29 protein-coding genes and 1 tRNA gene are annotated in these 21,216 nt (G+C 68.5%); 16 read left to right on the forward strand and 14 right to left on the reverse strand.

Features of this window, described 5'->3' with window-relative positions:
* Positions 1-44: 44 nt before the first annotated feature.
* From MFF22_RS22400 to cobU, 3 genes are all read right to left on the reverse strand, one after another.
* Positions 45-1,487, reverse strand: a complete 1,443-nt coding sequence (locus MFF22_RS22400) for a cobyric acid synthase (RefSeq protein WP_238252954.1) — start codon at positions 1,485-1,487, stop codon at positions 45-47.
* A 183-nt stretch (positions 1,488-1,670) separates the two neighbouring features.
* Positions 1,671-2,273 carry a cob(I)yrinic acid a,c-diamide adenosyltransferase gene (gene cobO, locus MFF22_RS22405; RefSeq protein WP_238252846.1) on the reverse strand — a complete coding sequence of 201 codons (603 nt, stop codon included), beginning with the start codon at positions 2,271-2,273 and terminating at the stop codon, positions 1,671-1,673.
* Complete coding sequence (gene cobU, locus MFF22_RS22410) at positions 2,270-2,824, reverse strand: bifunctional adenosylcobinamide kinase/adenosylcobinamide-phosphate guanylyltransferase (RefSeq protein ID WP_238252847.1); 555 nt, start codon at positions 2,822-2,824, stop codon at positions 2,270-2,272. The genes cobO and cobU overlap by 4 nt, the downstream gene beginning before the upstream one ends.
* Positions 2,825-2,912: 88 nt before the next feature.
* Here cobU and MFF22_RS22415 point away from each other — a divergent pair.
* The 11 genes from MFF22_RS22415 (at position 2,913) to MFF22_RS22465 (ending at position 8,373) form a co-directional block, all read left to right on the forward strand.
* Positions 2,913-2,988: transfer RNA gene (locus MFF22_RS22415), tRNA-Glu, on the forward strand.
* 264 nt (positions 2,989-3,252) lie between these two features.
* Positions 3,253-3,393: a hypothetical protein gene (locus tag MFF22_RS22420; protein WP_238252848.1), complete on the forward strand. Its 141-nt coding sequence runs from the start codon at positions 3,253-3,255 to the stop codon at positions 3,391-3,393.
* 136 nt (positions 3,394-3,529) lie between these two features.
* Complete coding sequence (locus MFF22_RS22425) at positions 3,530-3,688, forward strand: hypothetical protein (protein WP_238252849.1); 159 nt, start codon at positions 3,530-3,532, stop codon at positions 3,686-3,688.
* Between the two features lie 323 nt (positions 3,689-4,011).
* Positions 4,012-4,455 carry a DMT family transporter gene (locus tag MFF22_RS22430; RefSeq protein WP_238252851.1) on the forward strand — a complete coding sequence of 148 codons (444 nt, stop codon included), beginning with the start codon at positions 4,012-4,014 and terminating at the stop codon, positions 4,453-4,455.
* 192 nt (positions 4,456-4,647) lie between these two features.
* Positions 4,648-4,977 (forward strand): cupin domain-containing protein, encoded by a 330-nt coding sequence (locus tag MFF22_RS22435; protein WP_238252852.1) that lies wholly within the window; start codon positions 4,648-4,650, stop codon positions 4,975-4,977.
* 72 nt (positions 4,978-5,049) lie between these two features.
* Entirely contained in the window at positions 5,050-5,337 is a 288-nt protein-coding gene (locus MFF22_RS22440) for a hypothetical protein (protein WP_238252854.1), read from the forward strand.
* 375 nt (positions 5,338-5,712) lie between these two features.
* Positions 5,713-5,982 (forward strand): hypothetical protein, encoded by a 270-nt coding sequence (locus tag MFF22_RS22445; RefSeq protein WP_238252856.1) that lies wholly within the window; start codon positions 5,713-5,715, stop codon positions 5,980-5,982.
* A gap of 10 nt (positions 5,983-5,992) precedes the next feature.
* A complete protein-coding gene (locus tag MFF22_RS22450; RefSeq protein ID WP_238252858.1) occupies positions 5,993-6,883 on the forward strand; it encodes a hypothetical protein in 891 nt (296 codons plus the stop codon).
* Positions 6,874-7,392, forward strand: coding sequence for a hypothetical protein (locus MFF22_RS22455; protein ID WP_238252860.1), 519 nt, complete (start codon positions 6,874-6,876; stop codon positions 7,390-7,392). Before MFF22_RS22450 ends, MFF22_RS22455 begins: the two co-directional genes overlap by 10 nt.
* A gap of 153 nt (positions 7,393-7,545) precedes the next feature.
* Entirely contained in the window at positions 7,546-7,830 is a 285-nt protein-coding gene (locus MFF22_RS22460; protein WP_238252861.1) for a hypothetical protein, read from the forward strand.
* A gap of 342 nt (positions 7,831-8,172) precedes the next feature.
* Positions 8,173-8,373, forward strand: coding sequence for a hypothetical protein (locus MFF22_RS22465; RefSeq protein WP_238252862.1), 201 nt, complete (start codon positions 8,173-8,175; stop codon positions 8,371-8,373).
* Positions 8,374-8,392: 19 nt separating this feature from the next.
* On the opposite strand, the gene MFF22_RS22470 is transcribed toward MFF22_RS22465, so the two are convergent.
* Positions 8,393-8,575, reverse strand: a complete 183-nt coding sequence (locus tag MFF22_RS22470; protein ID WP_238252863.1) for a hypothetical protein — start codon at positions 8,573-8,575, stop codon at positions 8,393-8,395.
* 272 nt (positions 8,576-8,847) lie between these two features.
* Between MFF22_RS22470 and MFF22_RS22475 the strand changes: the two genes are divergently transcribed.
* Positions 8,848-9,393 carry a YciE/YciF ferroxidase family protein gene (locus tag MFF22_RS22475; RefSeq protein WP_238252955.1) on the forward strand — a complete coding sequence of 182 codons (546 nt, stop codon included), beginning with the start codon at positions 8,848-8,850 and terminating at the stop codon, positions 9,391-9,393.
* Between the two features lie 551 nt (positions 9,394-9,944).
* Positions 9,945-10,418 carry a tellurite resistance TerB family protein gene (locus MFF22_RS22480; protein ID WP_238252865.1) on the forward strand — a complete coding sequence of 158 codons (474 nt, stop codon included), beginning with the start codon at positions 9,945-9,947 and terminating at the stop codon, positions 10,416-10,418.
* A gap of 36 nt (positions 10,419-10,454) precedes the next feature.
* On the opposite strand, the gene MFF22_RS22485 is transcribed toward MFF22_RS22480, so the two are convergent.
* A complete protein-coding gene (locus MFF22_RS22485) occupies positions 10,455-10,628 on the reverse strand; it encodes a hypothetical protein (protein WP_238252866.1) in 174 nt (57 codons plus the stop codon).
* A 509-nt stretch (positions 10,629-11,137) separates the two neighbouring features.
* Here MFF22_RS22485 and MFF22_RS22490 point away from each other — a divergent pair.
* Together MFF22_RS22490 and MFF22_RS22495 are read left to right on the forward strand one after the other, a co-directional pair.
* Entirely contained in the window at positions 11,138-12,811 is a 1,674-nt protein-coding gene (locus MFF22_RS22490) for a porin (protein ID WP_238252957.1), read from the forward strand.
* A gap of 413 nt (positions 12,812-13,224) precedes the next feature.
* Positions 13,225-13,494 carry a GCG_CRPN prefix-to-repeats domain-containing protein gene (locus tag MFF22_RS22495; RefSeq protein WP_238252867.1) on the forward strand — a complete coding sequence of 90 codons (270 nt, stop codon included), beginning with the start codon at positions 13,225-13,227 and terminating at the stop codon, positions 13,492-13,494.
* Positions 13,495-13,611: 117 nt separating this feature from the next.
* Here MFF22_RS22495 and MFF22_RS22500 read toward each other — a convergent pair whose 3' ends face one another.
* From MFF22_RS22500 to MFF22_RS22540, 9 genes are all read right to left on the reverse strand, one after another.
* Entirely contained in the window at positions 13,612-13,767 is a 156-nt protein-coding gene (locus MFF22_RS22500; protein ID WP_238252868.1) for a hypothetical protein, read from the reverse strand.
* A gap of 287 nt (positions 13,768-14,054) precedes the next feature.
* A complete protein-coding gene (locus tag MFF22_RS22505; RefSeq protein ID WP_238252869.1) occupies positions 14,055-14,549 on the reverse strand; it encodes a hypothetical protein in 495 nt (164 codons plus the stop codon).
* A 256-nt stretch (positions 14,550-14,805) separates the two neighbouring features.
* Complete coding sequence (locus MFF22_RS22510; protein ID WP_238252871.1) at positions 14,806-15,189, reverse strand: CsbD family protein; 384 nt, start codon at positions 15,187-15,189, stop codon at positions 14,806-14,808.
* Positions 15,190-15,333: 144 nt separating this feature from the next.
* Positions 15,334-15,537 (reverse strand): CsbD family protein, encoded by a 204-nt coding sequence (locus MFF22_RS22515; protein ID WP_238252872.1) that lies wholly within the window; start codon positions 15,535-15,537, stop codon positions 15,334-15,336.
* Between the two features lie 91 nt (positions 15,538-15,628).
* The gene (locus MFF22_RS22520) at positions 15,629-16,180 is read right to left on the reverse strand and encodes a CsbD family protein (protein ID WP_306424697.1); all 552 of its coding nucleotides are present in this window, start codon (positions 16,178-16,180) and stop codon (positions 15,629-15,631) included.
* A 47-nt stretch (positions 16,181-16,227) separates the two neighbouring features.
* The gene (locus tag MFF22_RS22525; RefSeq protein WP_238252873.1) at positions 16,228-16,413 is read right to left on the reverse strand and encodes a CsbD family protein; all 186 of its coding nucleotides are present in this window, start codon (positions 16,411-16,413) and stop codon (positions 16,228-16,230) included.
* Between the two features lie 277 nt (positions 16,414-16,690).
* Positions 16,691-17,950, reverse strand: a complete 1,260-nt coding sequence (locus MFF22_RS22530; protein ID WP_238252874.1) for a glycosyltransferase — start codon at positions 17,948-17,950, stop codon at positions 16,691-16,693.
* A 61-nt stretch (positions 17,951-18,011) separates the two neighbouring features.
* Positions 18,012-19,256 carry an alpha/beta fold hydrolase gene (locus MFF22_RS22535; protein WP_238252875.1) on the reverse strand — a complete coding sequence of 415 codons (1,245 nt, stop codon included), beginning with the start codon at positions 19,254-19,256 and terminating at the stop codon, positions 18,012-18,014.
* A gap of 454 nt (positions 19,257-19,710) precedes the next feature.
* Positions 19,711-20,055 (reverse strand): hypothetical protein, encoded by a 345-nt coding sequence (locus MFF22_RS22540; protein WP_238252876.1) that lies wholly within the window; start codon positions 20,053-20,055, stop codon positions 19,711-19,713.
* A 490-nt stretch (positions 20,056-20,545) separates the two neighbouring features.
* Here MFF22_RS22540 and MFF22_RS22545 point away from each other — a divergent pair, with 490 nt between their 5' ends.
* A complete protein-coding gene (locus MFF22_RS22545) occupies positions 20,546-21,214 on the forward strand; it encodes a cache domain-containing protein (protein WP_238252877.1) in 669 nt (222 codons plus the stop codon).
* Positions 21,215-21,216: the final 2 nt, after the last annotated feature.

The following is a 21,216-nucleotide window of genomic DNA, read 5'->3' on the forward strand; positions in this document are numbered from 1 at the left end:
TTGCTTCGCGCCACTCGCAAGGACGGCGGCGGTTCGGGCGTCCCTCACCGGGCGAGGGCGAGGAGCCGATCACAATCGATATGCGCCTCGAGATGCCGTGCGAGCCGGTCGAGGGCGGCCTCGACGCCGGCCTCGTAGGATTGCCCCCCTGCCCTGCCCCCGAGGCGGGCGAGCCATGCGGCCCGCTGGGCGTCGTCGGCGAAGAAGCCGTGGATGTAGGTCCCGCTGACGAGCCCGTCCGCCGAGACCGCCCCGTCCGGTCGCCCATCCGCCAGCTGCAGGAGCGGCCGGGCCGCGTCTGGCCCCGCCGTGTCGCCCACATGCATCTCGTAGCCCGCGAAGGGCAGCCCGTCCGCCATGCTGGTGCCGCCGACGCAGGCGAGGCGCTTGTCCGGCGTCAGCACCGTCTCGACGTCGAGGAGGCCAAGCCCCGCCACCGTGCGCGGCGGTCCCTCGATGCCGTGCGGGTCGGCGACGCTTCGCCCGAGCATCTGGTAGCCGCCGCACAGGCCGAGCACGTGGCCGCCCCGGCGGCGGTGGGCGCGGATATCCACGTCCCAGCCCTCCGCTTGCAGGAACAGGAGGTCGTCGATGGTGGTCTTCGACCCCGGCAGGAGCACCAGGGCGGCCTCCGTGGGGATCGTCTCCCCCGGCCGGACCAGCACCACCCGCACGCCGGGCTCGGCCCGGAGGGGATCGAGGTCGTCGAAGTTGCTGATCCGTGGCATCACCGGCACCGCCACCGTCACGGCGCCCTCCCCCCGGGCCTCGGAGCCGCTGAGCCCGAGCACGTCCTCCGCTGGAAGCCGCGCCGCCTCGGGCAGGTGCGGCACGAGACCGAGCGCCTCCCAGCCGGTGCGCTCGGCGACGATCCGCATCCCCTCGGCGAACAGGCTCGGATCCCCCCGGAAGCGGTTGACGAGGAAGCCCGCGATCATGGCCGCGTCCTCCGGGTCGATCACGGCCTTCGTACCGACGAGGCTGGCGATGACCCCGCCCCGGTCGATGTCGCCCACGAGGATGACGGGCGTCTCGGTCGCCCGGGCAAAGCCCATATTGGCGATGTCGCCGGCCCGGAGGTTCACCTCCGAGGCCGAGCCCGCCCCCTCCACGAGGATCAGGTCGGCCTCCGCGCGCAGCCGGGCGAAGCTGTCGAGGACGGAGGCCATCAGCCGAGGCTTCCAGCCCTGGTAGTCCCGGGCCTTCACGGTGGCGACCATCCGCCCCTGCACCACCACCTGCGAGCCGACTTCGCTCTGCGGCTTCAGCAGCACCGGGTTCATGTGGACCGAGAGCGGCACCCGGGCCGCCCGGGCCTGAAGGGCCTGGGCGCGGCCGATCTCACCGCCATCGGCGGTGACGGCGGCGTTGTTCGACATGTTCTGCGGCTTGAACGGGCGCACCCGCAGGCCCCGGTCGGCGAAGACCCGGGCGAGGCCGGCGACGATCAGCGACTTGCCGACATCGGAGCCGGTGCCCTGGACCATCAGGGCGCGGGGGAAAGGGGTTTCCAAAGGGCTAGTCCTTTGGTGGGGGGCCGGGGTGAAACCCCGGTGAACGGGCCGGGCACCCCCGTCGAGGGGGTATCCGGCCCGTTTCGCAGGGCTCCGCCCTGCACCCGCAAAAGGGACCCATCCCTTTTGAATCCCGTGACGTGTCCGTGGTCATCCTCAGAACTCGATGCCTTCCTGCGCCTTCACCCCGGCGGCGAAGTGATGCTTCACGCTGCCCATCTCGGTGACGAGGTCGGCGGCCTCGATCAGGGCCGGCTTGGCGTTGCGCCCGGTCACGACCACGTGCAGTCCTGGCCGGCGGGCCTGGAGCGTCGCCACCACCTCCGCGAGGTCGAGATAATCGTAGCGGAGCGCGATGTTCAGCTCGTCGAGGACGACGAGGCGGATATCGGGATCGGCCATCAGGCCCTTGGCGACCTCCCAGGCGTGGCGGCAGGCGGCGATGTCGCGGGCCTTGTCCTGCGTCTCCCAGGTGAAGCCCTCGCCGAGGGTGTGCCAGACGACCCGGTCGCCGAAGGCCGCGACGGCGTGGCGCTCGCCCGTATCCCAGCCGCCCTTGATGAACTGCACCATCCCGACCCGCCAGCCGCGTCCGAGGGCCCGGAGCATCAGCCCGAGGGCCGCCGTGGTCTTTCCCTTGCCGGGGCCGGTGTTCACGAAGAGCAGGCCCTTCTCGAGGGTCTTCCCCGCGACCTCGGCATCCTGCACGGCCTTGCGCTTCTCCATCTTCTCCCGGTGGCGGGCGGCATCGTCGGTCATGCGGGGAATCCTGGGACGGGCTGGCCTGGGGCGGGTTGGGGCTTCACGACGAGGGGCAGGCCGGCGACGGTGAGCACGACTCGGTCGGCGAGGGCGGCCATGCGCTGGTGGAGGCGCCCGGCCTCATCGCGGAAGCGGCGGGCCAGGGCGTTGTCGGGGACGATGCCGAGGCCGACCTCGTTGGAGACCAGCACGACGGGCCCCGGGGCGGCGGCGCAGGCGGAGGCGAGGCGGTCGCAGGCCTGCCCGACGTCGGCCTCCCCCAGGATCAGGTTGGTGAGCCAGAGGGTGAGGCAATCGACGAGGACGGGCCCCTGCGCGGCGGCCAGCGCCTCGGGCAGGGCGAGGGGCACGTCGCGGGTGACCCACCCCTCCCCCCGCCGGGCCCGGTGGAGCCTCACCCGCTCGGCCATCTCGTCGTCCCAGGTTTCGGCGGTGGCGAGGTAGAGCCAGGGCGCGGGGCAGGCCATGACCAGCCCCTCGGCATAGGCGCTCTTGCCGGAGCGGGCGCCCCCGAGGACGAGGGTGAGACGGGGCGGAAGCGGCGACATGGCCCCTCTTCGCCCGATCCGGACCGCGGGTCAAAACCGCCAGTTGCCGAAGCCTCGCCATCCGACTATAGAACCCCGGCCCGCGCGAGCGCCCTTCGTCTAGCGGTCCAGGACGTCGCCCTTTCACGGCGAAAACACGGGTTCGATTCCCGTAGGGCGCGCCAGCGGCAATCTAGCGAAATATCTGAACGTCACGAAGGCTTTGGTCACTCTGGTGCGATTTGCATCCGTTTGCCGTCAGCCGGCATCGGGGGCGGTCTTGGCCCAAAGGCAGGCCCGATCTCTACCGGGGCAAAGGCGGGCTCCCCGCCCCGACCGGATGCGCGAGAGTCAGCGGCCTGTGAGTCCAGAAACACCCGCCCCTTTTCCGCCACATGCTAACACAACCTTGACCGTAATGGCCGCGCAGCGGTTGCAGGGATGGGTTGATGGCCTCGATCAAGATCCGCATGGCCGGTGACGGCACCTTCTCGGTCTTCCGCGATGGCTCCTCCGTGGCGTCGGGCCTGACCCGGGCGCAGGCCGAGCGTTGCGCGACGGTTCTCGGCTGGATCGCCAAGGCGTCGTGAGCCTCCACCCCGCACGGGCTGCGCCCGCGGGGTTCGGCGGCGAACCGCCAATAAGCCTGTGGGTCGTCCTGCGTTCCAGGAACCGTCCCGCCGCTCGACCGTAGCCATATTGCCGCCGGTCGGCAGGGAGGCCACCATGATCCCGTTGGGTGTGTTCTGTATCGTGGCAGGTGCCGGCATCGTCGCCGGATCCCTCTGGACCCGCCGTCAGCGCCCGGTCTTCGAGATGGTGGGGGGCGGCCTGTTCCTCGCGGGCCTCGGCTTGGCGGGCGCCGCGTTCGTCCTCGTCACCTAGGGCATCGATCCGGACGAAGGCGTCCGCCAGGTCCGGAAAACCTGACGCAGAAACAGAGGGCGCGGGCGTGGGCGCTTGAACGAAGCGGGTGCGGCGGAGCACGAGTGGGACTGGCCTGGATTGCAGGCGCTCGGGCGCGCCCCGCGGACGCGACACCAGGGTTCGACCGTGCACTGAGGCGCCAGCCTCGCCAGTGAGCGCCGCGGCGGCGATGGCCCCGACCTGTCGCGGGCGTCGCCGCAGGACGGTATGCCACCGGCGATTGTCAGAAGGCCCGATCGCCGCAGCCCTATCTAGAGATCTTGCGGCTCGGGATCTCGGCCATGTGGTACCTCTACGGCTTCGTGCTCCTGGCGGGCGTCGCCAATGCCGTCCAGGCGGGGCAGAACGGGGCGCTCTCGAAGGGGCTGGACGAGTCCTTGACCGCGGGCCTCGTCGTGGTGGCCGGCACCGCCACCTGCATCCTCGTCGTCGGCCTGTTGTCCGGGAAGCTCGCGTGGCCGACGGCGGCCCAGGCCGTGGCGATGCCGTGGTGGGCGTGGCTCGGCGGCATCCTCGGCGGCGGCATCATCCTCGCGCAGTTCCTCGTCGCCCGGAAAATCGGGGCCGCGCCGTTCCTCGGCCTCCTCGTGACCGCCGGCGTGGTGACGTCGATCCTGCTCGACAACTTCGGCTGGGTCGGCTTCGAGCGCCACCCCGCGAGCCTCTGGAGGATCCTGGGCGGATGCCTGATGGTGGTCGGCGTCGCCCTGGTGGCATTCTTCTGATCGCCCGCGGTCAGAACCGCCGATGGCGAGGGGTAGAGACCGTATCCCGATCCGTCGACCGGGCCATTCTCGTTCCATCGTGCCCGTGTCATCCTGGCGTCAAACCGGGGAGGACGCGCGATGTGGCGAGACTTCGTAAGACTGAGTTTTGCCGTCTTCGCGCTTGGCGAGGTCTGTGCCGGAGGCAGCGTCGTGGCCCAGGAGATCAAGCGAACCGAACTCAGCCGCGCGCCGGTCTCCGGCGATGACACGAAAGAGATCATCATGCAGCTCGTCGAGTTCCCACCGGGGGCGACCTCGCCGCGGCACTTCCACAACGGCGAGGAAGCGTTCTACGTGCTGGAGGGTGGCACCGTGCAGGTGCCCGGCAAGGAGCCGAGGGTGCGCGCGGCCGGCGAGCAGGGCATCAATCGCCGCGGGGTGCCGCATGCCGGCTACACCGTGGTGGGTGAAAAGCCGATCAAGATCCTATCCGTGTACGTGGTCGACAAGGGCAAGCCTCTGCAGGAGCCGGCCCCTTGATCGCCCCGCAGGGTCACACGACGTGATCCGCAAGGGCGTCAGCTTGCATTGGAACACAAAGGGCTCCCTGACGTGACCGACCCCGGCGATCAGACCAATAAAATGGCTGAAATCGCCGGCCTTGCGGCATCCCTGGCCGATCGCATTCTCGAGAAACACGCGGCAGGCACATCGATTCCGCCGGAGCTCTTCAAGATGCTCGTTCGTGCGGCCCGGATTCTCCACGATCACAGCGTGCCCTGGCCCCCATCCGTCGAGTTCGTCGTGATGGAGGTCGGCCGGCGGGTCGCGGAGGCGCAGGCCAGCGGTCGAGCCGTCGTGATCGACTTGCCGTCGGATCACGACGCGGCCAAGCGCTAGCGCGTTGTCGGGACGCGTTGGATCGCCTCCTCTCCGTTGCCGCCTCTCCGTCTTTGCGAGCGAAGCAAGGCAAGTCAGTGGGCCGTCGCCCATCGGGCGAGCAGACTGCCGGTGCCGGAATTCAAGTCTTAACAATCCTGTGTCGTAGTTTGGTTAACAACGTTTTGCTGATTGCAATTTACGTCGTGTTCATGACCATTGATTTCGTGAGTCTATCTCTGAGCATCTGCCATGAACTACGTAGGTATGTGCTTCTATGAAGCAATCGGGAACTGCCTGTGCAGTCCCTTTGCAGGAAGCGGCACCAACTCCACGGTCGGCAACGCGACCAGCAGCGCGCCCTCGAGCCCGCTGAGCTTGGCAGCGACCGTCCAGATGATGAACAGGACCGCAGTGCCGTCCGTCGATATCTTCAGCCTCGGGCCCATTCACAAGACGTCGTACCGGTCGTCGAGCCAGAGCCCGGCAGGCTCCGCCTTCGATCTTGTGTCTTCGAGTGAGACAACCCGGACTTGGGGCGGTGGGGGCCCGTCGGGCGGCGCGCCTGCGCCCGAGGTCGATGCCGGGCTGGCCTTCGTCCTGGTGGCGGGAACCGTCGCCGTCCTGCGACGGCGGCAGCGCAAGGCGGTCGACGCGACACTCTGACGGTCCCGCCGTGGCACCCGCCGTGAGCCGGCGCTGGGCAGGCCTGTGGCCCGCCGCAGGGCGCACCCTCGCCCTCCCCCGCCCTGTCTCGGCCGCGGGCGGTGTGCTGCTGGCCTTCTCCTGCGGGACGAGCGTCTCGGCTGCGCTGCAGCGCGTCCTGCTCGAACCGCATCCCGGCACGCAGCGCCTCGTCGAGCTCAATCTCGGGGAGATGTTCGGCACCGCTGCCGTGTGCTCGCTGATCCTCGCCGAGCGTCGCCGCCGGCCGGCACTGACCCGGGTCGACTTGGCCATCCTCATCCTCGGCGCGCTGACGTGGTGCCTGCCAGAGGCGCACGCGGTCTATGCCGGGATGACCCTGGTCGCGGTGTGGCTCTTGGCCAAGCGTTCCGCCGACCGGTTGCTGGCCGGGATCGGACAGATCTGGCTCGCCCTGGCATTCTGTGAATTGTGGAGCAAGCTCGCCTTCAAGCTGCTCTACCACGCCATCGAGCCGTGGGAGGTCGCCGTCATCGCCGGGCTCGGGCGTTGGGCCTACCCCACCCTGCACGCGACCGGGGTGTACCTCAGCAGCCGTCCGGGCTGGTCCATCGTCATGCTGGAGGGCTGCTCGGCGTTTCACAACCTGTCGCTGGCGGCCATGATCTGGCTGTGCGTGCTCAAGATTGCCGGCCGGCAGGTTGGTCCGGGCGCACTCGGCGCTCTGGCGGTGAGCGCGGGCTTGGTCGTGGCGATCAATATCGCGCGCATCCTGGCCATGCTCCCCTCCTCTGCGGCCTACCAGTTCTGGCACAATGGGACTGGCTCGGTCTTCGTCGCGGTGGCCTCCGCCGCAGCCTCGGTGCTGCCGATCGTGGTCCAGATCGAGAGGACGCCGTGTCCGGCCCCGCCATGCGCCTAAGGACGGCGGATCGTACCGCGCTGGCCATCCTGTGCCTGCTGCTCGCGGCCTCCGTGTCGGCGCGCGTCTCTGCGGGCACGGCGCTCGCGCCGGGTTCGACGCCCGCCGCCGCGACCGACGCGGTCGACCTTGGGAATGGCGTCTCGGTGCTGCGCCGGGACGCCGTGCGCCGATCGGTGTGGATCGCCACGTGTCCGGCCCCGGTGACGGCCGACTTCGTCGAGCCCTCGCCGCACGGCAGCGACACGTCCCTGGCCTCCCCGCCCAACCCGAACGACCGCGTGGTCTACCTGTATCGGGGCTGGACCCTCGAGGGCCGCCGCGCGGCGATGGAACTGGGTGCGCTGTATTTCATGCGGCGGGCGGCGGCCGTCCTGCGGCTGAGCGGGTCCGGTGCCCGGGACGAACTGGCCGTGAAAGTCATCGTCCCGGACGGCTGCAGCGCGTCGCCCGGAGAGGTGATGGCGCATCTCGGTCTCGCGCTCCGACCGGAACCGCTGGCGGAATAGTCCTCGATCCGCAGGACACCGGGGGAGCGCGACACCCCAAGCATCGGCCCGGGGACCGCCATGATTTCACGAGATCAAATTGTTTCAGAACGAATGCGCCGCCGGGGGAGTTGAACATTCGGAGTATCGTTTCGACACTTCGGAGGACACACCATGTCGATGAGAATACTGACGCTTGCTGCCGCGTTGACGGTCGCTTTCTCCGGCGGCGCCTTCGCGCAGACGCGCGCCGGCGGTGGCAGTGCCGAGGGCAACATGAACAGCCCGGGCAGCGTGAAGAGCAACTCGCAGAAGATGAACGAGCAGAGCGGCGGTGCGATGCGGACGGGTGCGCCCGGCGCGAGCGGTGGACCGCCCGTCAGCACGCCCGGCGCGGCCGCCGGGAGCGGTGGAGGGAATGGGGCGACCGGAAGCGGTGCGGCCCCGAGCGGCAAGTAAGCCGGGCGCGTCATCCTGACGGCCTGCGCCCGGTCGCGCAAAGGACAGGATCAGCGCCCGGAAGCGGGCGTTGATCGACCCTCGCGGCGGTCGAGCGTCTCCGCACTCCCGCCTCCGAGCGCGCCGGCCGCCATGCCCACCCCGTGCACGCGCGGCCGGCGTGTCGCCCCGGGCGCACGGAGGCGGCCTAGCCGGCGCCGCAGCCCGTCGAAAGTCTCTGTTTACCCTGCCGGCAACGCCGTGAAACGCTATGCCCGCGGCAACCGTACGAATGGAGGCAGGAAGAGGATCCGGCTTATGCCTCCGAACCACCCTTCGGCCTCTTCCGTGGAATTGGCCCTGTTGACGAACGACGAGTTCGCGGCCCGTTGGACCGCCCTGGTGGGCGAGCCGCCCGCCATCATGCTGCAGGATCGCGCGCAGATGGTCAGGCTGCTGGTCGAGAGCATGGCGGCCGAAGCCTCACCGATCCTGGAGAGCGCATCCGGGACCGGCCGCCCGAGGAAAGGCGGCGCCATGGGAACGCGGCCTTCGTGCCGCTGACGGATCCGGACCGGACCGCTCAATCGGACACGTCGTTGTCGGGGGATGCCCGTTGCGGCTCGTCGTCGGGACACCCCAGATCGTGGCGCTCCAGGTCCGATGTCGCCTGGGCGCAGGCGGCGGCCCGCGCGGCCGCCGCATCCTCGGCCCGCGCCGGGGGTGGAGCGATCAGAAGCACCGCTGTGAGCAGGGCAACGCGCATGATCCCCTCCTGTGATGGGCACGATGCAGGCTACGGCACCGCGACACTCCCCACATCCTCCGTTTGGGTGATGCCGGTCCGCTGGCGGTGAGGTCCGGCCCGGCCGGAGGCGCCGAGACGCGCGCCCGCCCTCCGCGGGCACAGGTCCGGCGCATGGGTCCAGAATTAATCGTCCTGCCCGGCATGGTGGGCGGGATACCCGAGTGTGCGACCGGTGGTTGTGCGATTGAAGCGTCTCCGCTTCGCAATCGACAACCATCGAGGGCATGTTCATGGCCGCGAAGCCAAAGACCCTGCAAGACGCATTTTATGAAACTCTGAAAGACGTCTACTACGCAGAGAAACAATCCGTGCGAGCGCTGAAGAAGTCAGCCAAGGCCGCCGAGCACGAAGACCTGAAGCGGGCCTTCGAGACCCATGCCGAGGAGAGTGCCAACCAGGTCGAACGCCTGCAACAGGTGTTCGAGATCATCGGCAAGCCGCAGCGTTCCAAGACCTGCGAGGCCATGCAGGGCCTGACCTCTGAGATGGAAGAGGATCTCGAGGATTTCGGCGACAGCCCCGCGGCGGATGCCGTGCTTGTCGGCTGTGCTCAGGCGCTGGAGCACTACGAGATCGCCCGGTACGGCACGCTGAAGACCTGGGCCTCGCAGCTCGGCCACGAGGATGCGGCGAAGCTGCTCGACGAGACGCTCCAGGAAGAGAAGAAGACCGACGAGATCCTCTCGCAGATCGCCGGGCGCATCAACGTCGAGGGTTCCGAGGAGAGCCCGGCGGAAGGCAGCGGCAAGGGCAAGGGCGGGCGCAAGTCCGCCTGATCGGAGAGGGGGCCCCGCCCGTCCAAGGTGGGCGGGGCCCTGGCAGGCGTCCGGCGGGGGCGGATCACGGCGTATCGGCGGCGGATCAGGAACCCAAGGGGCGGACACCGCCTTGGTCCCCCGGACGGCCGAGGAGGATCCCGTGGGAACCGACGACGACACAGCACGCGAGGCACGGGGTAGCGTGCCCCCCGGCAAACCGCTCGGGCAGGATCGCAAGCCCGAGGACCCCGGCGCGGCAGGGCCGACATCGCCCGGCAACCCGACGGGCCAGGACGACAGCGGCCCGGAAAGCGGTGGCTATGACAATCGCCCGCCCACACCCGCCCCTGACAATCGCAAGGGTGGATACGGCGCCGGCTGAGCCGGCCCGCCGCCCCCGTGGCGCATGGTGAGCGCCCGGGGCGCCGATCACATTCCGTGTCGAAGGATTCCCCAGGCGCGCGCTGCCCCTATGCTCCCATCATGGCGTGGGATGGCGCCCCCGAGGCGGATCGATCGACCCGGACGCATCCCCCTGGCCGCATCGCATCGAATTGGACACCGCGGATATGAACCTCGTCGCCGGCTTCTTCGCCCGTGTCGCTCGTGCGGCCGCCGCCTACGCCGGAGATGAGACGCTGATGCAGGCGGCCGTCTCGGCGGCGGCCAACGTGATCGTCGCCGATGGGGAAGTGGCGGGCGACGAATTCGACACCGCCCTGACCGGCGTCCTGGCGAGCCCGATCATCGAGAAGGGCTACGACGCCCTGATGCTGGAGGAGGCGCTCTACGAGGCGATCGGCCGGGCGCGCACGCGGGCCGGTCGGGCCGACAACCTGCGCCGCGTCGAAGCCCTTGCCGGCAGGCCCATCGATCAGCGGGAGGGCGTTTTCCTGGTGGCGGCCGACGTGGCCGACCACGATGGTATCGTCGAGAGTGAGCACGTGGCGCTGGCCGAGATCGCCGCAGCGCTGATCGTCGACAAATCGCGGCTACTGGGAGCGGCACCGGTCCGATCCGCGCGCCCCTCCTCCCTGCCGTAAGGCGCCCGACCCGGTGACGGCCCGCCTCCCCTCCCCTCAGCCCTCGCCGGGCACGGGACGGTCCACGTTCTGCTCCTGCTCGTCGTCGGTGTAGCCCGCGAGCCAGTCGGCGCTCTCCTGTGAGCCTGCGCGGTAGGGATCGGCGGTGTAGGGCGCACCGGATTGCTTGGCTGCCTTGCCTGCTTCCCACTCAGCGGAACGGGTCGACATGCTGATCTCCTTCATGCGCGTGCGATCGGGTTGGGCCAACGCCGACCGCGCCGAAAGGATGCCCTACCCTCCCCCCGGCCAAGCCGATTTGCGGCCGACGGCCAGCGCGGGCGAGCGACACTCCCTGTTGCCGTAATCTGCGTCGCCTTCGCACGCGACACGGGCAAGAACGCCCGAATGCGAAGGCTAATTTCTGCGCAGTGCGTGTTTCCAAACTAGGCAGAGAAACACTAAGCAATATTGTTCGGAAACATCGCGACACAAATCATCCAAGCCGGCAAACATCGCGGAGTCTGTGCTTTCTAAGTCACGGCATATCCAAATGAAGACTCCACGGCATATGAGATCTTGCTTGCGATAACCTTTCGGGCAAAGTCGCGTTGTGTCGGGCCATCGCCAAGCGAGGACCCGCAGGAGCCCACCGCCAAGACGTGGGCCTGATAAAATGCAGGAAGACCCGGAAAACCGGGCAGCCTGCACCCCCGGGTCTCGAAGCTTTGGAGAGAATGATGAAGCTCTTGAAGAGCTGCCTGCTCGGGTCAGCGGCAGTGATCAGTGCCGGCGCCGCGAATGCTGCGGACTTGCCGGTGAAGAAAGCGGTTCCGATCGAATTCGTCCGTGTCTGTTCGGCCTATGGCGCGGGCTTCTTCTACATCCCCGGCACCGATACCTGCCTGCGTCTCTCGGGCCGTGCCCGCTTCGAGTACGGCTACCAAGCCCCCCTCGGCCGCGGCCAGGGCAATGGCGACTACAGCGGCTACCGTGGTCTCGCCCGCATCAACCTCGATGCCCGCACCCAGACCGGCTACGGCACCCTGCGCGCCTTCATCCGCATCGAGGCCGCCAGCCGCACCGGCATCCCGACCGTGCACTCCGGCACCCAGATCCGGATCGGCAACGCCTTCCCGGGCACCGGCATCGACCAGTACGGCCGCGTCGAGCAGTACTTCAACACCGACAAGGCCTTCGTGCAGTTCGCCGGCCTGACCGCCGGCCGCGCGTCCTCGTTCTTCGACTTCTACGCCCACGATTTTGAGTTCATCGCCGGCACGTCGGGCTCGGACGTCTACTCCACGAACCTCCTCGCCTACACCGCGACGATCGGCAACGGCCTCTCGGCCACGATCTCGATGGAAGACCCGAGCTTCCGCCGTTCGCCCGTGTATTCCCCGACCTCGGCGCTGGCCGCGACGGTGGGCAACACCTCGACCGCCATCTTCGGCCAGTCGAACTCGCTGATCCCGGTGGTGCTCGGCGTCAACGCCGCCGGCCAGCCGACGGGCTTCGGCTTCACCGACGGCATCCAGCGCAACCGCATGCCCGACTTCGTCGGCGTCCTGCGCTACGACCAGCCCTGGGGCTCGGCTCAGATCTCCGCCGCGGTCCACGAGATCAACACCGGCAACGTCATCTCCCAGGGCGGCTTCCTCGGCGTGAACAGCGCCGGCGCGGCCCTCACCACGGCCAACGCTGTCGCCGCGACCACGAAAAGCGAGTACGGCTTTGCCGTGCAGGGCGGTCTGAAGGTCAACGCCCCGTTCATCGCACCGGGCGACGCCTTCTACCTCCAGGGCGCCTATGCCGAGGGCGCGCAGATGTACACCGGCAACGGCTCGTACAACGGCTCCTACTCCATCAACCCGACCTCGATCGAAGGCGCGTCGTTCAACCAGAACTTCTCCGACGCGACGATCAACCCGTTCACCAACCAGCTCCAGCTCTCCACGAGCTTCTCGGTGGTCGGCTCGTTCCTGCACTACTGGGCGCCCGAGTGGCGGTCGGCGGTGTTCGCCTCCTACGGTGAGAACACCTTCGGCGCCGGCGCCCGCGCCGCGCAGGGAGCCTATTACGGCTTCGTCCCGGCCGCCGGCACCAGCGCCGGCAGCACGGTCCTCTCGACGCTCGGCGTCGGCACCCCCGGCACGCGCTTCTACGCCCTCAACGGCAACCTGCGCGACACGTACATGCTCTATGCCGGCGCGAACTTGATCTGGTCGCCGGTGAAGGACCTCGATATCGGCGTCGAGGGCATCTACGCGCAGTACGGCGTGCAGAACGGCCGGGTGCTCGACACCCAGAAGTTCAACTACTCCGCTGCCTACGTGAATGCCGGCAACCCGGTGAAGACGATCTCCAGCACCGACGTCTTCCAGGCCCGCTTCCGCGTCCAGCGCGACTTCTGATCACCGATCCCGGTCGGGTTCTCCAAGGCCCCGACCGTGATGTCCCCCGTGCAAGAGGGATTCAGACTGCCCGGCCTCGTGCCGGGCAATTTTTTTGCGGAGCCTCACCGGAGCGACGCAACGCCGGGACCTGCCGGGGCTCGACACGATCAGTCGGAGCGTTTTCCGTCATCCTTGGATCGCCTACCCCACGGTCATTGCGAGCGAAGCGAAGCAACCCAGGGATCCGCCATATCCTGAGAAGTCCCGCTGTCCTGGATTGCTTCGCTTCGCTCGCAAAGACGGAGCGCAATTCTCTGACACATGCGTGCAAACACTCGGGCCGACGTTCGTTATGTCAGGCCGCTCGCCGTCGAGGCGTGAGGGCGATGGCCCCAGCGGATGCCTGCCACGCTCAGAGAGGAACCGTCCCGATGAAATTGCCCACCATGATTGCCGTCGCCTCCACCGTGCTCCTGATGGGCGGAGCGGCCCAGGCGCTGCCGGTGGCGCCGCTGTCGGGCGGCGAGGCCTCGATCACGCTGGTCCGCGGCGGCTGTGGCTTCGGCGAGCATCGCGGCCCCTATGGCGGCTGCCGGCTCAACCGCGGCCCCCGCGGCGCGATCCGCCGTGCGATCTCAGGCGCCCCGCGGGGATGCCCGCCCGGGATGATCCGCGGGCCCCGCGGCTACTGTCACCGCTAACGCCTTTTCCGCCGAAGGGGCGCCGGCTCGGCGCCGGAAACAATCCAGGCCCCTTAGGCCGGGCGCGCCTCGACAACGGGCCGCCCGGCCTTCGTGGCCCTGTCAGCGGGCCGACCGCTACCCCTTCTTGAACGGCGTGTTGCCCTTGAAGTTCTTGCCCCGCAGCTCCGCCTTGCGCGGGTCCGGCTTGTCGGCGAGCAAGCGCTTCACGCGCTCATTGAAATCTTCGCGGGTGACCGGCTGCGCTTTGCCGGTCGTAAATTCACGTGCCATCTCGGTCTCCGCTTCGCGGCCCAGGCACGAAATTGTGCAAAGGGATACCAGTCCTATGGGCCCTCCCGGCCAATAATGCGAGTCAATCGCGCTCGTTTCAGTTCGAAGACGGACAAATCGGCGTTGTCTGCTCCGCACAATATTCGAATACGAGTGTCCCGTAAGGCTCTGCCTGGCGTCGACCTGTCCCGACCAGGACATGGCTAGGGGCTGAGCGTGGGGCACCGTCGCACCTGGCCTCCGGCGATCACGAAGCGAGCACCGGAGGCTGCCGAGCCGAAAGCCTCTCAGCCCTTCAGGCGCTTGTTGCACTCGCTGTAGTAGCCGCCGCCCTTCTGAATCCATTTCAGATCGCCGAGCGTGCCGGACGCCTTGGCGGCGTTGTAGCTGTCGAGGCACGTGTGCATCCGCTGCTTGCCGGCGGGCTCGCTGGCGTATTTCGGATCGACGCGGCCCGGGAAAGCGGCGGAGCCGGCCTTTGCCACCGGCGCGGGGGCGGGAGCGGGGGCCGCTGCGGGCGTGGCCGCAGGCGTGTTGGGCTTGGCGGCGCCCGGGGCCATCGGGTTCGGCACGGTCGCCGTTGCGGCGGCGGGCGCTGCATCGGCGCCGCATTCCGCCTTCCGGAAATCGTTCCACTTCTGCCCGTTCAGCGTCCCGGCCTGCTTGGCGGCCTGGTACTTCACCGAACAGTCCTTGGTCGACAGGGCGAAGGCAGGTGGGGCCATGAGGCACGCGCCGAGGGGGAGAGCGAGGAGCGCAACCGGAAGTTTGGAACGGACCATGGCGTAAGGTCTCCCTAGGGCGGCATCGCGCCGCAGCCTCACGATAACCCTGCAGCTACACGGTGGAGAAGGCACCGTGGTTGCTATTCACGATTGAAATACCGTGAGGACGGCGGTGATCCGGCCGAACTGCCTGCGAAGTTTGCCGCGCCGCCGATCCCGGGGGGCTGTGTCCGGCGGAGTGGGGCCGGCAGGGGATCCTCCGATCCGTCCACCCGCTCCCTCGTCCAGAGGTGCCGGACGGCGCCGTTTTCCCTCAGCGGGTCCGGCGGACGAGCCAGCCCGCGGCGAAGGCCAGGGCGGCGATGCCGAGGAGGGTGTTCGTCCGGTGGCCGTCCGCGTAGCGGATCGCCTGCCGGCCATAAGCTTCCCCGCGGCGGCGGGCATCGCGGGCGAAGTCGCGGCCGTCATCGATCAGGTGGTCGGCGCGCTTGCGGGCGGCGCGGGCGATGTGGCGCCCGTCCTCGGCGAGGTCCTCCGCCCGGTCGCGGGCCTGGCCATAGGCGTATTGCGCACCGCCGGCCACTTGGTTCACCGCACCGCGCACCTGCCGGGCCGGATCGCCGGTCAGACCGCCGAGGGTAGTCTGCGCGCGGCCCTTCAGGTGACGGGTCGCGCCATGGATCTGGTCGCGATTCATGGAAATCTCCGGGTTAGAGCGTTTTCCGCCGAAGGGGGCACCGGTTCGGCGTTAGGAAATGCCGCCAAGAACAATGGCCTAGGGCGGGATGGCACTGGATCGTGTCCGGGGCGGCGACGGCGGGGCCGGCGCCGCCCGCGGCGGTCAGTGCTTGCCGGTGATCTTGTCAGCGAGGTTCTTGGCACCGTCCTTGGCGTCGCCGACGGTCTTCTGGGTCTCGCCCTTCAGCTCCTGCGCCTTGCCTTCGGCCTTGAGCTTGTCGTTGCCGGTCATGTTGCCGACGCCCTGCTTGACGTTGCCGACGGCCTCGTTCGCAAGACCCTTGAGCTTGTCGGTGGTGCTGCTCATCGCGTGTGCTCCTCGAGTGGTGGCCGGCGTCTCGCCGGGGGTGAACGGCGCCCGTTCGAGGCGGGCGCCGATGGGAATGGCGTGGGACGGATCAGTCGCGGGATGCGCTGACGAGCAGCCCGATCCCGAAGCCGACGAGGCCGGCGACGACCACGGAGGCGAGCGGATGCTCGCCGACCCGGTGGCTCACCTCGCGCGTGCCCCGATGCAGGGCGTGGCGCCCCTGCCCGTAGATATCTTCGGCGTAGTCGGCGGCCTCGTTCGCGCTCCGGCGGATCGTCCGTCCGGCCCGGTCGCCGTAATCCTGCGCGGCCCCCTGGGCGTGCCGGGCCCGGCTCTCGAGGTCATCCGAACCGATGACATCGCCCACAGCCTCGCGGACCTTGCCGCCGATGTCCCGGGCGGTGTCGGCGACATGCCCGGCGGCATCGCGCACGGTGTCCTTGGCCTGTCCGTAGAGACCCTCGGCCTGCCCGGCTGCCTCCCGGGCACGGCCTTCGGCCGAGTCCTTGTGCGACCCGGTGAGATCGCCCACCGCGCCCTGCACCTTGCCGCCGAACTCCTTGGCGGCGCCCGTGATCCGATCCGTATCCACCATGCTGCTCTCTTCCGTGATGCCGTCCACCCGGGACGGTGTTGTCATGCTCCCGCCGCCGACGGGGCGCCTTGACGAAATGTGGGACTGGTCCGTCAGCGCTGCGTCGTATCCTTTGCGGGATCCGTCGCCTTGAGCCCGGCGGCGACGGGCGGCCGTGCGTCGTGCTTCTGGCGCCGGCCCTCGGCTGCGATCCGGTCGTCGCCGATGAGCTTGCCGATCGCCTCCTTGACCGAGCCCTCGAGGTGCTCGGCGGAACCCGGGTTCTTCTGTCCGGCCATGGGTACTCCGTCGTTAAAGAGACAACCCTGAACCGTCCTGAAGATGTGCTGGCAGACCCCCCGTTCAATAGTCAGTTTCTACCAGTGAAACCGCCTAAATGTTTCAATCCCTGCCGCCGGGAGTGAGGCTCAAGCCGCCGCTGCTTCCCCGACGGCGAGGCACAAACGGATTGCACGCAAACCGGTTCCCACAGGCGCCCCCCGGATTGATACGCATGCATCACCTCCCTGGGGTGTCCCGACCGGTCCGCGTTCGGCGACGGACCAAGCCGGTGGGTCAGCCGTCCGTCCGGCGCGCCGTCGCGGCCCGTTCGATCACGTCGCAGGCCGCCTGGAGGCTTCCGTTCGTGCGGAGCCTGTCCCGGGCCTCGTCGCAGGCGGCGCGGACCCGTGGGTCGGTGAGCAGGCGCCGGATCCTGCGGGCGGCGGGACCAGGGGAGAACCGTCGGCGGCTCAGCGACAGGCCGAGGTTCAGGTGCCGCAGGCGGCGGGCCTCGTCGAAATGGTCGAAGGCGACCGGGACCACGAATTGCGGGATGCCGGCGGCCATGGCCTGGGCCACCGTGCCGATCCCGCCGTGGTGGATCAGGGCGGCGCAGCGCGGAAGGAGCTTGCCGAAGGGCGCATAGGGGACGTGGAGGATCCCCTCCGGCAGCGGGCCGCTCACCTGTCCGTCCTGCGGAGCCAGGAGCACCCCGCGGCGGCCGAGGCGACCGCACACGGCGACCGCCGTCTCGAAGAAGCGCCGGCCCTGGCGCATCCCCGACCCGTAGGTGAAGGCCAGCGGCGGCGGTCCCGCATCGAGGAAGCTGGCCAGCGCGGGATCCAGTTCGGGGGCATCGCCGAACGCGTCGGCGATCGGGAAATCGAGCTGAACCGCCTGGGGTGGCCAATCCGGCTGGGGCGGGGCGTACCAGCCGGGGAACATCAGGAGCATCGCGTCGGGGCTGTTCCACCAGTGGATGAGGCGCCGCACCGGAGGCAGGCCCAACCCGGAGCGGAACGCGTTCAAGCCCGGCAGGATGAACGGATCGACGGCGACCTCGAAGGCGCCCCGCCCCATCCAGTGCCTGAACCGGGCGGGGAGGAACTCGGGCAGCGGCAGGCCCGGCAGCCGCGGCGGCGCGGAGCGGCTCTCGATGAGCATGGGCAGGACGTGGAGCGTCACCAGGGGCACGCCGAGGCGATCCTGGGCCGTCCGTGCCCCGAACATGCTCGACGACGCGACGGCGACGCAGTCCTCCGACCGGTGAGCCTCGATCCAGCGGTAGACGTCCGGCGTGAAGCGCAGGGCGTGGCGGAAGGCAGTCCTGGCGCCCTTGCGGGGATGCCAGAGGTCCGGTTCGCACACCAGCCGGTTGAAATCGGCCCGGTCCCCGAGGGGATGGAAGGTCAGGCCCGCCCGCCGGGCCGCCCCTTCGAACGGGGCCGGGGCGGTGAGCAGGACCTCGTGGCCCCGGCCGGCCAGGGCGCTGCCGAGGGCGATGAACGGCAGGACGTCGCCGTGCGTGCCGAGCACTGCGAGGAGGCACTTCATGGGAGGGGATGCGATGCTGGCATGAAGAAGGAGCTCCGCCGGATCCGGCAGGGCGTCGGCGTCAGCCGCTTCCCAATGGGGTGCTGACCTCGCCGAGGACGCGCTCGCGCAGGTACCGGCTGCCGAGGGAGAGGGCGAAGATGTCGAAGACCCCGGCGTGGTCGTTCGCCATCAAAAACTGGAAGTGCATGCGGAAGGGACGCATGCGGATCTGGCGGTAGGTCTGCGCGTCGATGATCTCGCTGAAACGCGCCGACCGGATGATCGGGTTGACCGTGTCCGCCACGGGGAGGTCCAGCGGGAGATCCTGCCCAGGGTTGAAACCCGGAAAGTTCATCCAGTCCTGGGGCGCCTGGTAATCCACCCAGACCAACCGCTGCGAGGTCATCAGTTGTTCGACGGCGGCGCGCGTGGCGTGGGCGCTGGGCTGGAGCGCCACGATCGGCAGGCTGGAGCCGAGCGTCAGAAGGGAGAAGACCGGCCCCTCGCGGCCGAGGCCGGGATCCTTCGCCAGGAGGCGGGCCGCCAGCTCGACGGCGGTGAGGCCGCCCGTGGAATGGCCGACGAGGAGGATCTCGTCGCATTCCGCCTGACGGATCCGGGCCAGGACGTGGTCCGCGAACTCGTCGAGCCGCGCCTCGTAGTCCCGGCGCCGGCCGCCGGCATGCTGCCAATGGAAGATCCAGTCGTGCATCAGCTGCCAGAGGAAGGCGCGGTCCAGCCGGGGCGCCGTCTTCTTCAGGGCGTAGAAGCCGACGGCGCATCCCGCCGACAGGGCGATCCAGGTCGGAAGCCCCAGCCCGATGCCGAGGAGGCCGTGCCCCAGCAGTCCGGCCAAGAAGAACGCCGCCAGGAGCAGGAGGGACATGACGAACGGATAGACGATGACGTTCGCGCATTTCCAGCTGGCGCGATACAGGCGCACCAGCGTGCCGCTCGCGGCGGCGTGGAGCAGGGCCCAGGCGTTGAGGCAGGCGCCGAGGATGTAGGACCGCTTCATGTCCCGGCGGGCCAGATCGCTCCAGAGGAGCACGTCGTAGACCGTGCGGGTGCTCGCCCGGGAATCCTGCGACTGGATGGTCCAGTGCTGGGTCCGGCCGTCGTCGCTGGTGATAGGACGCGAGATCGTCGGCAGCGCGATGCCGAAGCCCCGGGCATACCGGCGGATCTCCCGCACGAACAGGGTGCGGTAGCGCCGCTCGGCATCCGGATCGTAGCCGGGAAGGTAGAAGAGGATCCGCCGCTCGACGGGCTGCGAGGGATCCCGCGACACCTGCCGTGGCGTGAACGCGATGGGCTTGGACATGAAGAGCCGAGAGAGCAATGGAACCCGCGCGGCCGGACTCGAGCGCGGCCCCTCGGCCTGCCCGGCACTCGTCGCGCCCGGTGATGGAATGGTCAACCGCCGCACCCTCATCCGGCCAGCGGACCCATGATCCTCGCCTGCATCGTCGTCGGCGATGGGATCAAGGCCGGCCTTCACGCTGTCGCTCTGGCGGCAGCGTCCCCCGCCCCCGACACCCCGGCATATCGGGAAGACTTAGCAGCTCGACAACAAGGGGGAATGACATGAGTTGAAGGATGAAGAATCTTGGCCAGCTTATGGTGTAGGCGTAATTTTTCTGTCAATGGCGCAGACATACTAGTACATTTACGGAATCCGCGCGAGCGTGGCAAGCGTCCACGACGGCCGTGCGGCCTCAGGCGCGCACGGCCGTGGCCTCTCCCGGGGGCCCGAGATGGTCAGGCCCGCTCCCACGTCAGCAGGTCAGGCGGCGACCTTCCGCACGGCCGACCTTCCGGTAATGGAAGAGGCCGGACTCGACCTGACCGTTGACGACGGCACGGCGTACATCCGGGTTGCACCGCAGATATTCGCGCTCGTCGAACGCGTAGTCGCCGCGGCCGCCGCGCGATCCCCGGTCGTAGTCGCGCCGAGAGTCGCGTCGATAATCGCCGCGGTCGCGGTCGTCGTAGTCCCGGTCGCGGGATCCGTACTCGCCACGGTCATAGCCGTAATCGCGCCCGCCGTAGGGTTGAGCGAACGCTGGAGCCAGCGTCCCCAACAGGGTCAGGCCCACGATGGTCGCGGAGATCACTTTCATGGCACTTGGTCCTCCCTCATGGAGGACCGAGAACGCCCGAAGGCGGAGGTGGTTCGATGACCCGCCGGGGCGACAGCGGCCGCCCTCCCCGACAAGGGGATCGCCGCGGGTTTCGGGGAAGCACGAGACTCAACCCTTCATTGTAAACGAAAGCCAAGGCAAGACGGTGAGGATGTCAGAACTCTTCGAGTTTGGCCAATGACACCCCACCCCCGCAAAGCCGAAAACCTCAGCCCGCCCAGTTCTCAAAGATCGTATTTGATAATGCCAATTGCAAATCTCTATACGTTAGGTTGGTTGACGCCACTGTCTCGGACGGATGTTTCTAAGCCACGTTCACAAGACCGTGAAGCGAATTATTATATATTGCAAATTTTGTATTGATGATAGATCTATTACATAACTTACGGAGTCTCGCAAATATAAGAGGCACATGATGCGAATGCATTGTGCGATATATTTAGCTGGGTTCGCTTTCGGCGTGATGCCGATGTCAGCCGCCCTGGCCTGCGGCGACAGCGAAGCGGGCCTGTCATGCGACGACAGCGGCTCCGGGGCCGAGATGGGCGCGAAGTGGATGCTCGATCGTGCCACCAAGGCCGTGGCCGCCGACAAGCCCCGGGCACTGATCGCGTTCACGAAGGGCACGGACGGCTTCCGCACCGCCGACAGCTACGTGTTCTGCGTCGGCCCGGATGGTGTCATGGCGGCCCATCCCAACCCGATCCTGCAAGGCCACGATGTGAGCGGCCTGCACGACCAGACTGGCAATTATTTCATCCGCACGATGATGCGCGACGCGACGAGCGGCAAGATTTCCGTCATCCATTACCTCTTCCCGAAGCCCGGCAGTACGGTGGAAGAGCCGAAGACCACCTACTACACGAAGGTCGGCGATCAGATGTGCGCCGTCGGCATCTACGATATGGATACCGCCTCTCCCGCCGCGGCCACGCCCGATGGACGCGTCGCGCAACTTCGCCGCAAGCTCGACGGGGAAATCCCGGCCTCCGTCAAGGCAGATTGGACCGCCTTCCTGGAAGCGTTGAGCGCGCAGAAGGATGCCAGGACCGCCGCCATCACCGAAGCCCGGCGCAATCTCAAGGCCGCCACGGCGGCGCTCGATCCGGCGCCGCAATCGTCGGGCGGCGACGAGTAGGC

This window comes from Methylobacterium persicinum (assembly GCF_022179525.1).
Classification (GTDB): domain Bacteria; phylum Pseudomonadota; class Alphaproteobacteria; order Rhizobiales; family Beijerinckiaceae; genus Methylobacterium; species Methylobacterium persicinum.

Bases quoted from the DNA above. Each gene is read 5' to 3' on its own strand.
- MFF22_RS22400 (WP_238252954.1), bottom strand. From the start codon at position 1,487: ATGGTCCAGGGCACCGGCTCCGATGTCGGCAAGTCGCTGATCGTCGCC.
- cobO (WP_238252846.1), bottom strand. From the start codon at position 2,273: ATGACCGACGATGCCGCCCGCCACCGGGAGAAGATGGAGAAGCGCAAG.
- cobU (WP_238252847.1), bottom strand. From the start codon at position 2,824: ATGTCGCCGCTTCCGCCCCGTCTCACCCTCGTCCTCGGGGGCGCCCGC.
- MFF22_RS22420 (WP_238252848.1), top strand. From the start codon at position 3,253: ATGGCCTCGATCAAGATCCGCATGGCCGGTGACGGCACCTTCTCGGTC.
- MFF22_RS22425 (WP_238252849.1), top strand. From the start codon at position 3,530: ATGATCCCGTTGGGTGTGTTCTGTATCGTGGCAGGTGCCGGCATCGTC.
- MFF22_RS22430 (WP_238252851.1), top strand. From the start codon at position 4,012: ATGTGGTACCTCTACGGCTTCGTGCTCCTGGCGGGCGTCGCCAATGCC.
- MFF22_RS22445 (WP_238252856.1), top strand. From the start codon at position 5,713: ATGATGAACAGGACCGCAGTGCCGTCCGTCGATATCTTCAGCCTCGGG.
- MFF22_RS22455 (WP_238252860.1), top strand. From the start codon at position 6,874: ATGCGCCTAAGGACGGCGGATCGTACCGCGCTGGCCATCCTGTGCCTG.
- MFF22_RS22460 (WP_238252861.1), top strand. From the start codon at position 7,546: ATGTCGATGAGAATACTGACGCTTGCTGCCGCGTTGACGGTCGCTTTC.
- MFF22_RS22470 (WP_238252863.1), bottom strand. From the start codon at position 8,575: ATGCGCGTTGCCCTGCTCACAGCGGTGCTTCTGATCGCTCCACCCCCG.
- MFF22_RS22475 (WP_238252955.1), top strand. From the start codon at position 8,848: ATGGCCGCGAAGCCAAAGACCCTGCAAGACGCATTTTATGAAACTCTG.
- MFF22_RS22480 (WP_238252865.1), top strand. From the start codon at position 9,945: ATGAACCTCGTCGCCGGCTTCTTCGCCCGTGTCGCTCGTGCGGCCGCC.
- MFF22_RS22485 (WP_238252866.1), bottom strand. From the start codon at position 10,628: ATGTCGACCCGTTCCGCTGAGTGGGAAGCAGGCAAGGCAGCCAAGCAA.
- MFF22_RS22490 (WP_238252957.1), top strand. From the start codon at position 11,138: ATGAAGCTCTTGAAGAGCTGCCTGCTCGGGTCAGCGGCAGTGATCAGT.
- MFF22_RS22495 (WP_238252867.1), top strand. From the start codon at position 13,225: ATGAAATTGCCCACCATGATTGCCGTCGCCTCCACCGTGCTCCTGATG.
- MFF22_RS22500 (WP_238252868.1), bottom strand. From the start codon at position 13,767: ATGGCACGTGAATTTACGACCGGCAAAGCGCAGCCGGTCACCCGCGAA.
- MFF22_RS22505 (WP_238252869.1), bottom strand. From the start codon at position 14,549: ATGGTCCGTTCCAAACTTCCGGTTGCGCTCCTCGCTCTCCCCCTCGGC.
- MFF22_RS22510 (WP_238252871.1), bottom strand. From the start codon at position 15,189: ATGAATCGCGACCAGATCCATGGCGCGACCCGTCACCTGAAGGGCCGC.
- MFF22_RS22515 (WP_238252872.1), bottom strand. From the start codon at position 15,537: ATGAGCAGCACCACCGACAAGCTCAAGGGTCTTGCGAACGAGGCCGTC.
- MFF22_RS22520 (WP_306424697.1), bottom strand. From the start codon at position 16,180: ATGACAACACCGTCCCGGGTGGACGGCATCACGGAAGAGAGCAGCATG.
- MFF22_RS22525 (WP_238252873.1), bottom strand. From the start codon at position 16,413: ATGGCCGGACAGAAGAACCCGGGTTCCGCCGAGCACCTCGAGGGCTCG.
- MFF22_RS22530 (WP_238252874.1), bottom strand. From the start codon at position 17,950: ATGAAGTGCCTCCTCGCAGTGCTCGGCACGCACGGCGACGTCCTGCCG.
- MFF22_RS22535 (WP_238252875.1), bottom strand. From the start codon at position 19,256: ATGTCCAAGCCCATCGCGTTCACGCCACGGCAGGTGTCGCGGGATCCC.
- MFF22_RS22540 (WP_238252876.1), bottom strand. From the start codon at position 20,055: ATGAAAGTGATCTCCGCGACCATCGTGGGCCTGACCCTGTTGGGGACG.
- MFF22_RS22545 (WP_238252877.1), top strand. From the start codon at position 20,546: ATGTCAGCCGCCCTGGCCTGCGGCGACAGCGAAGCGGGCCTGTCATGC.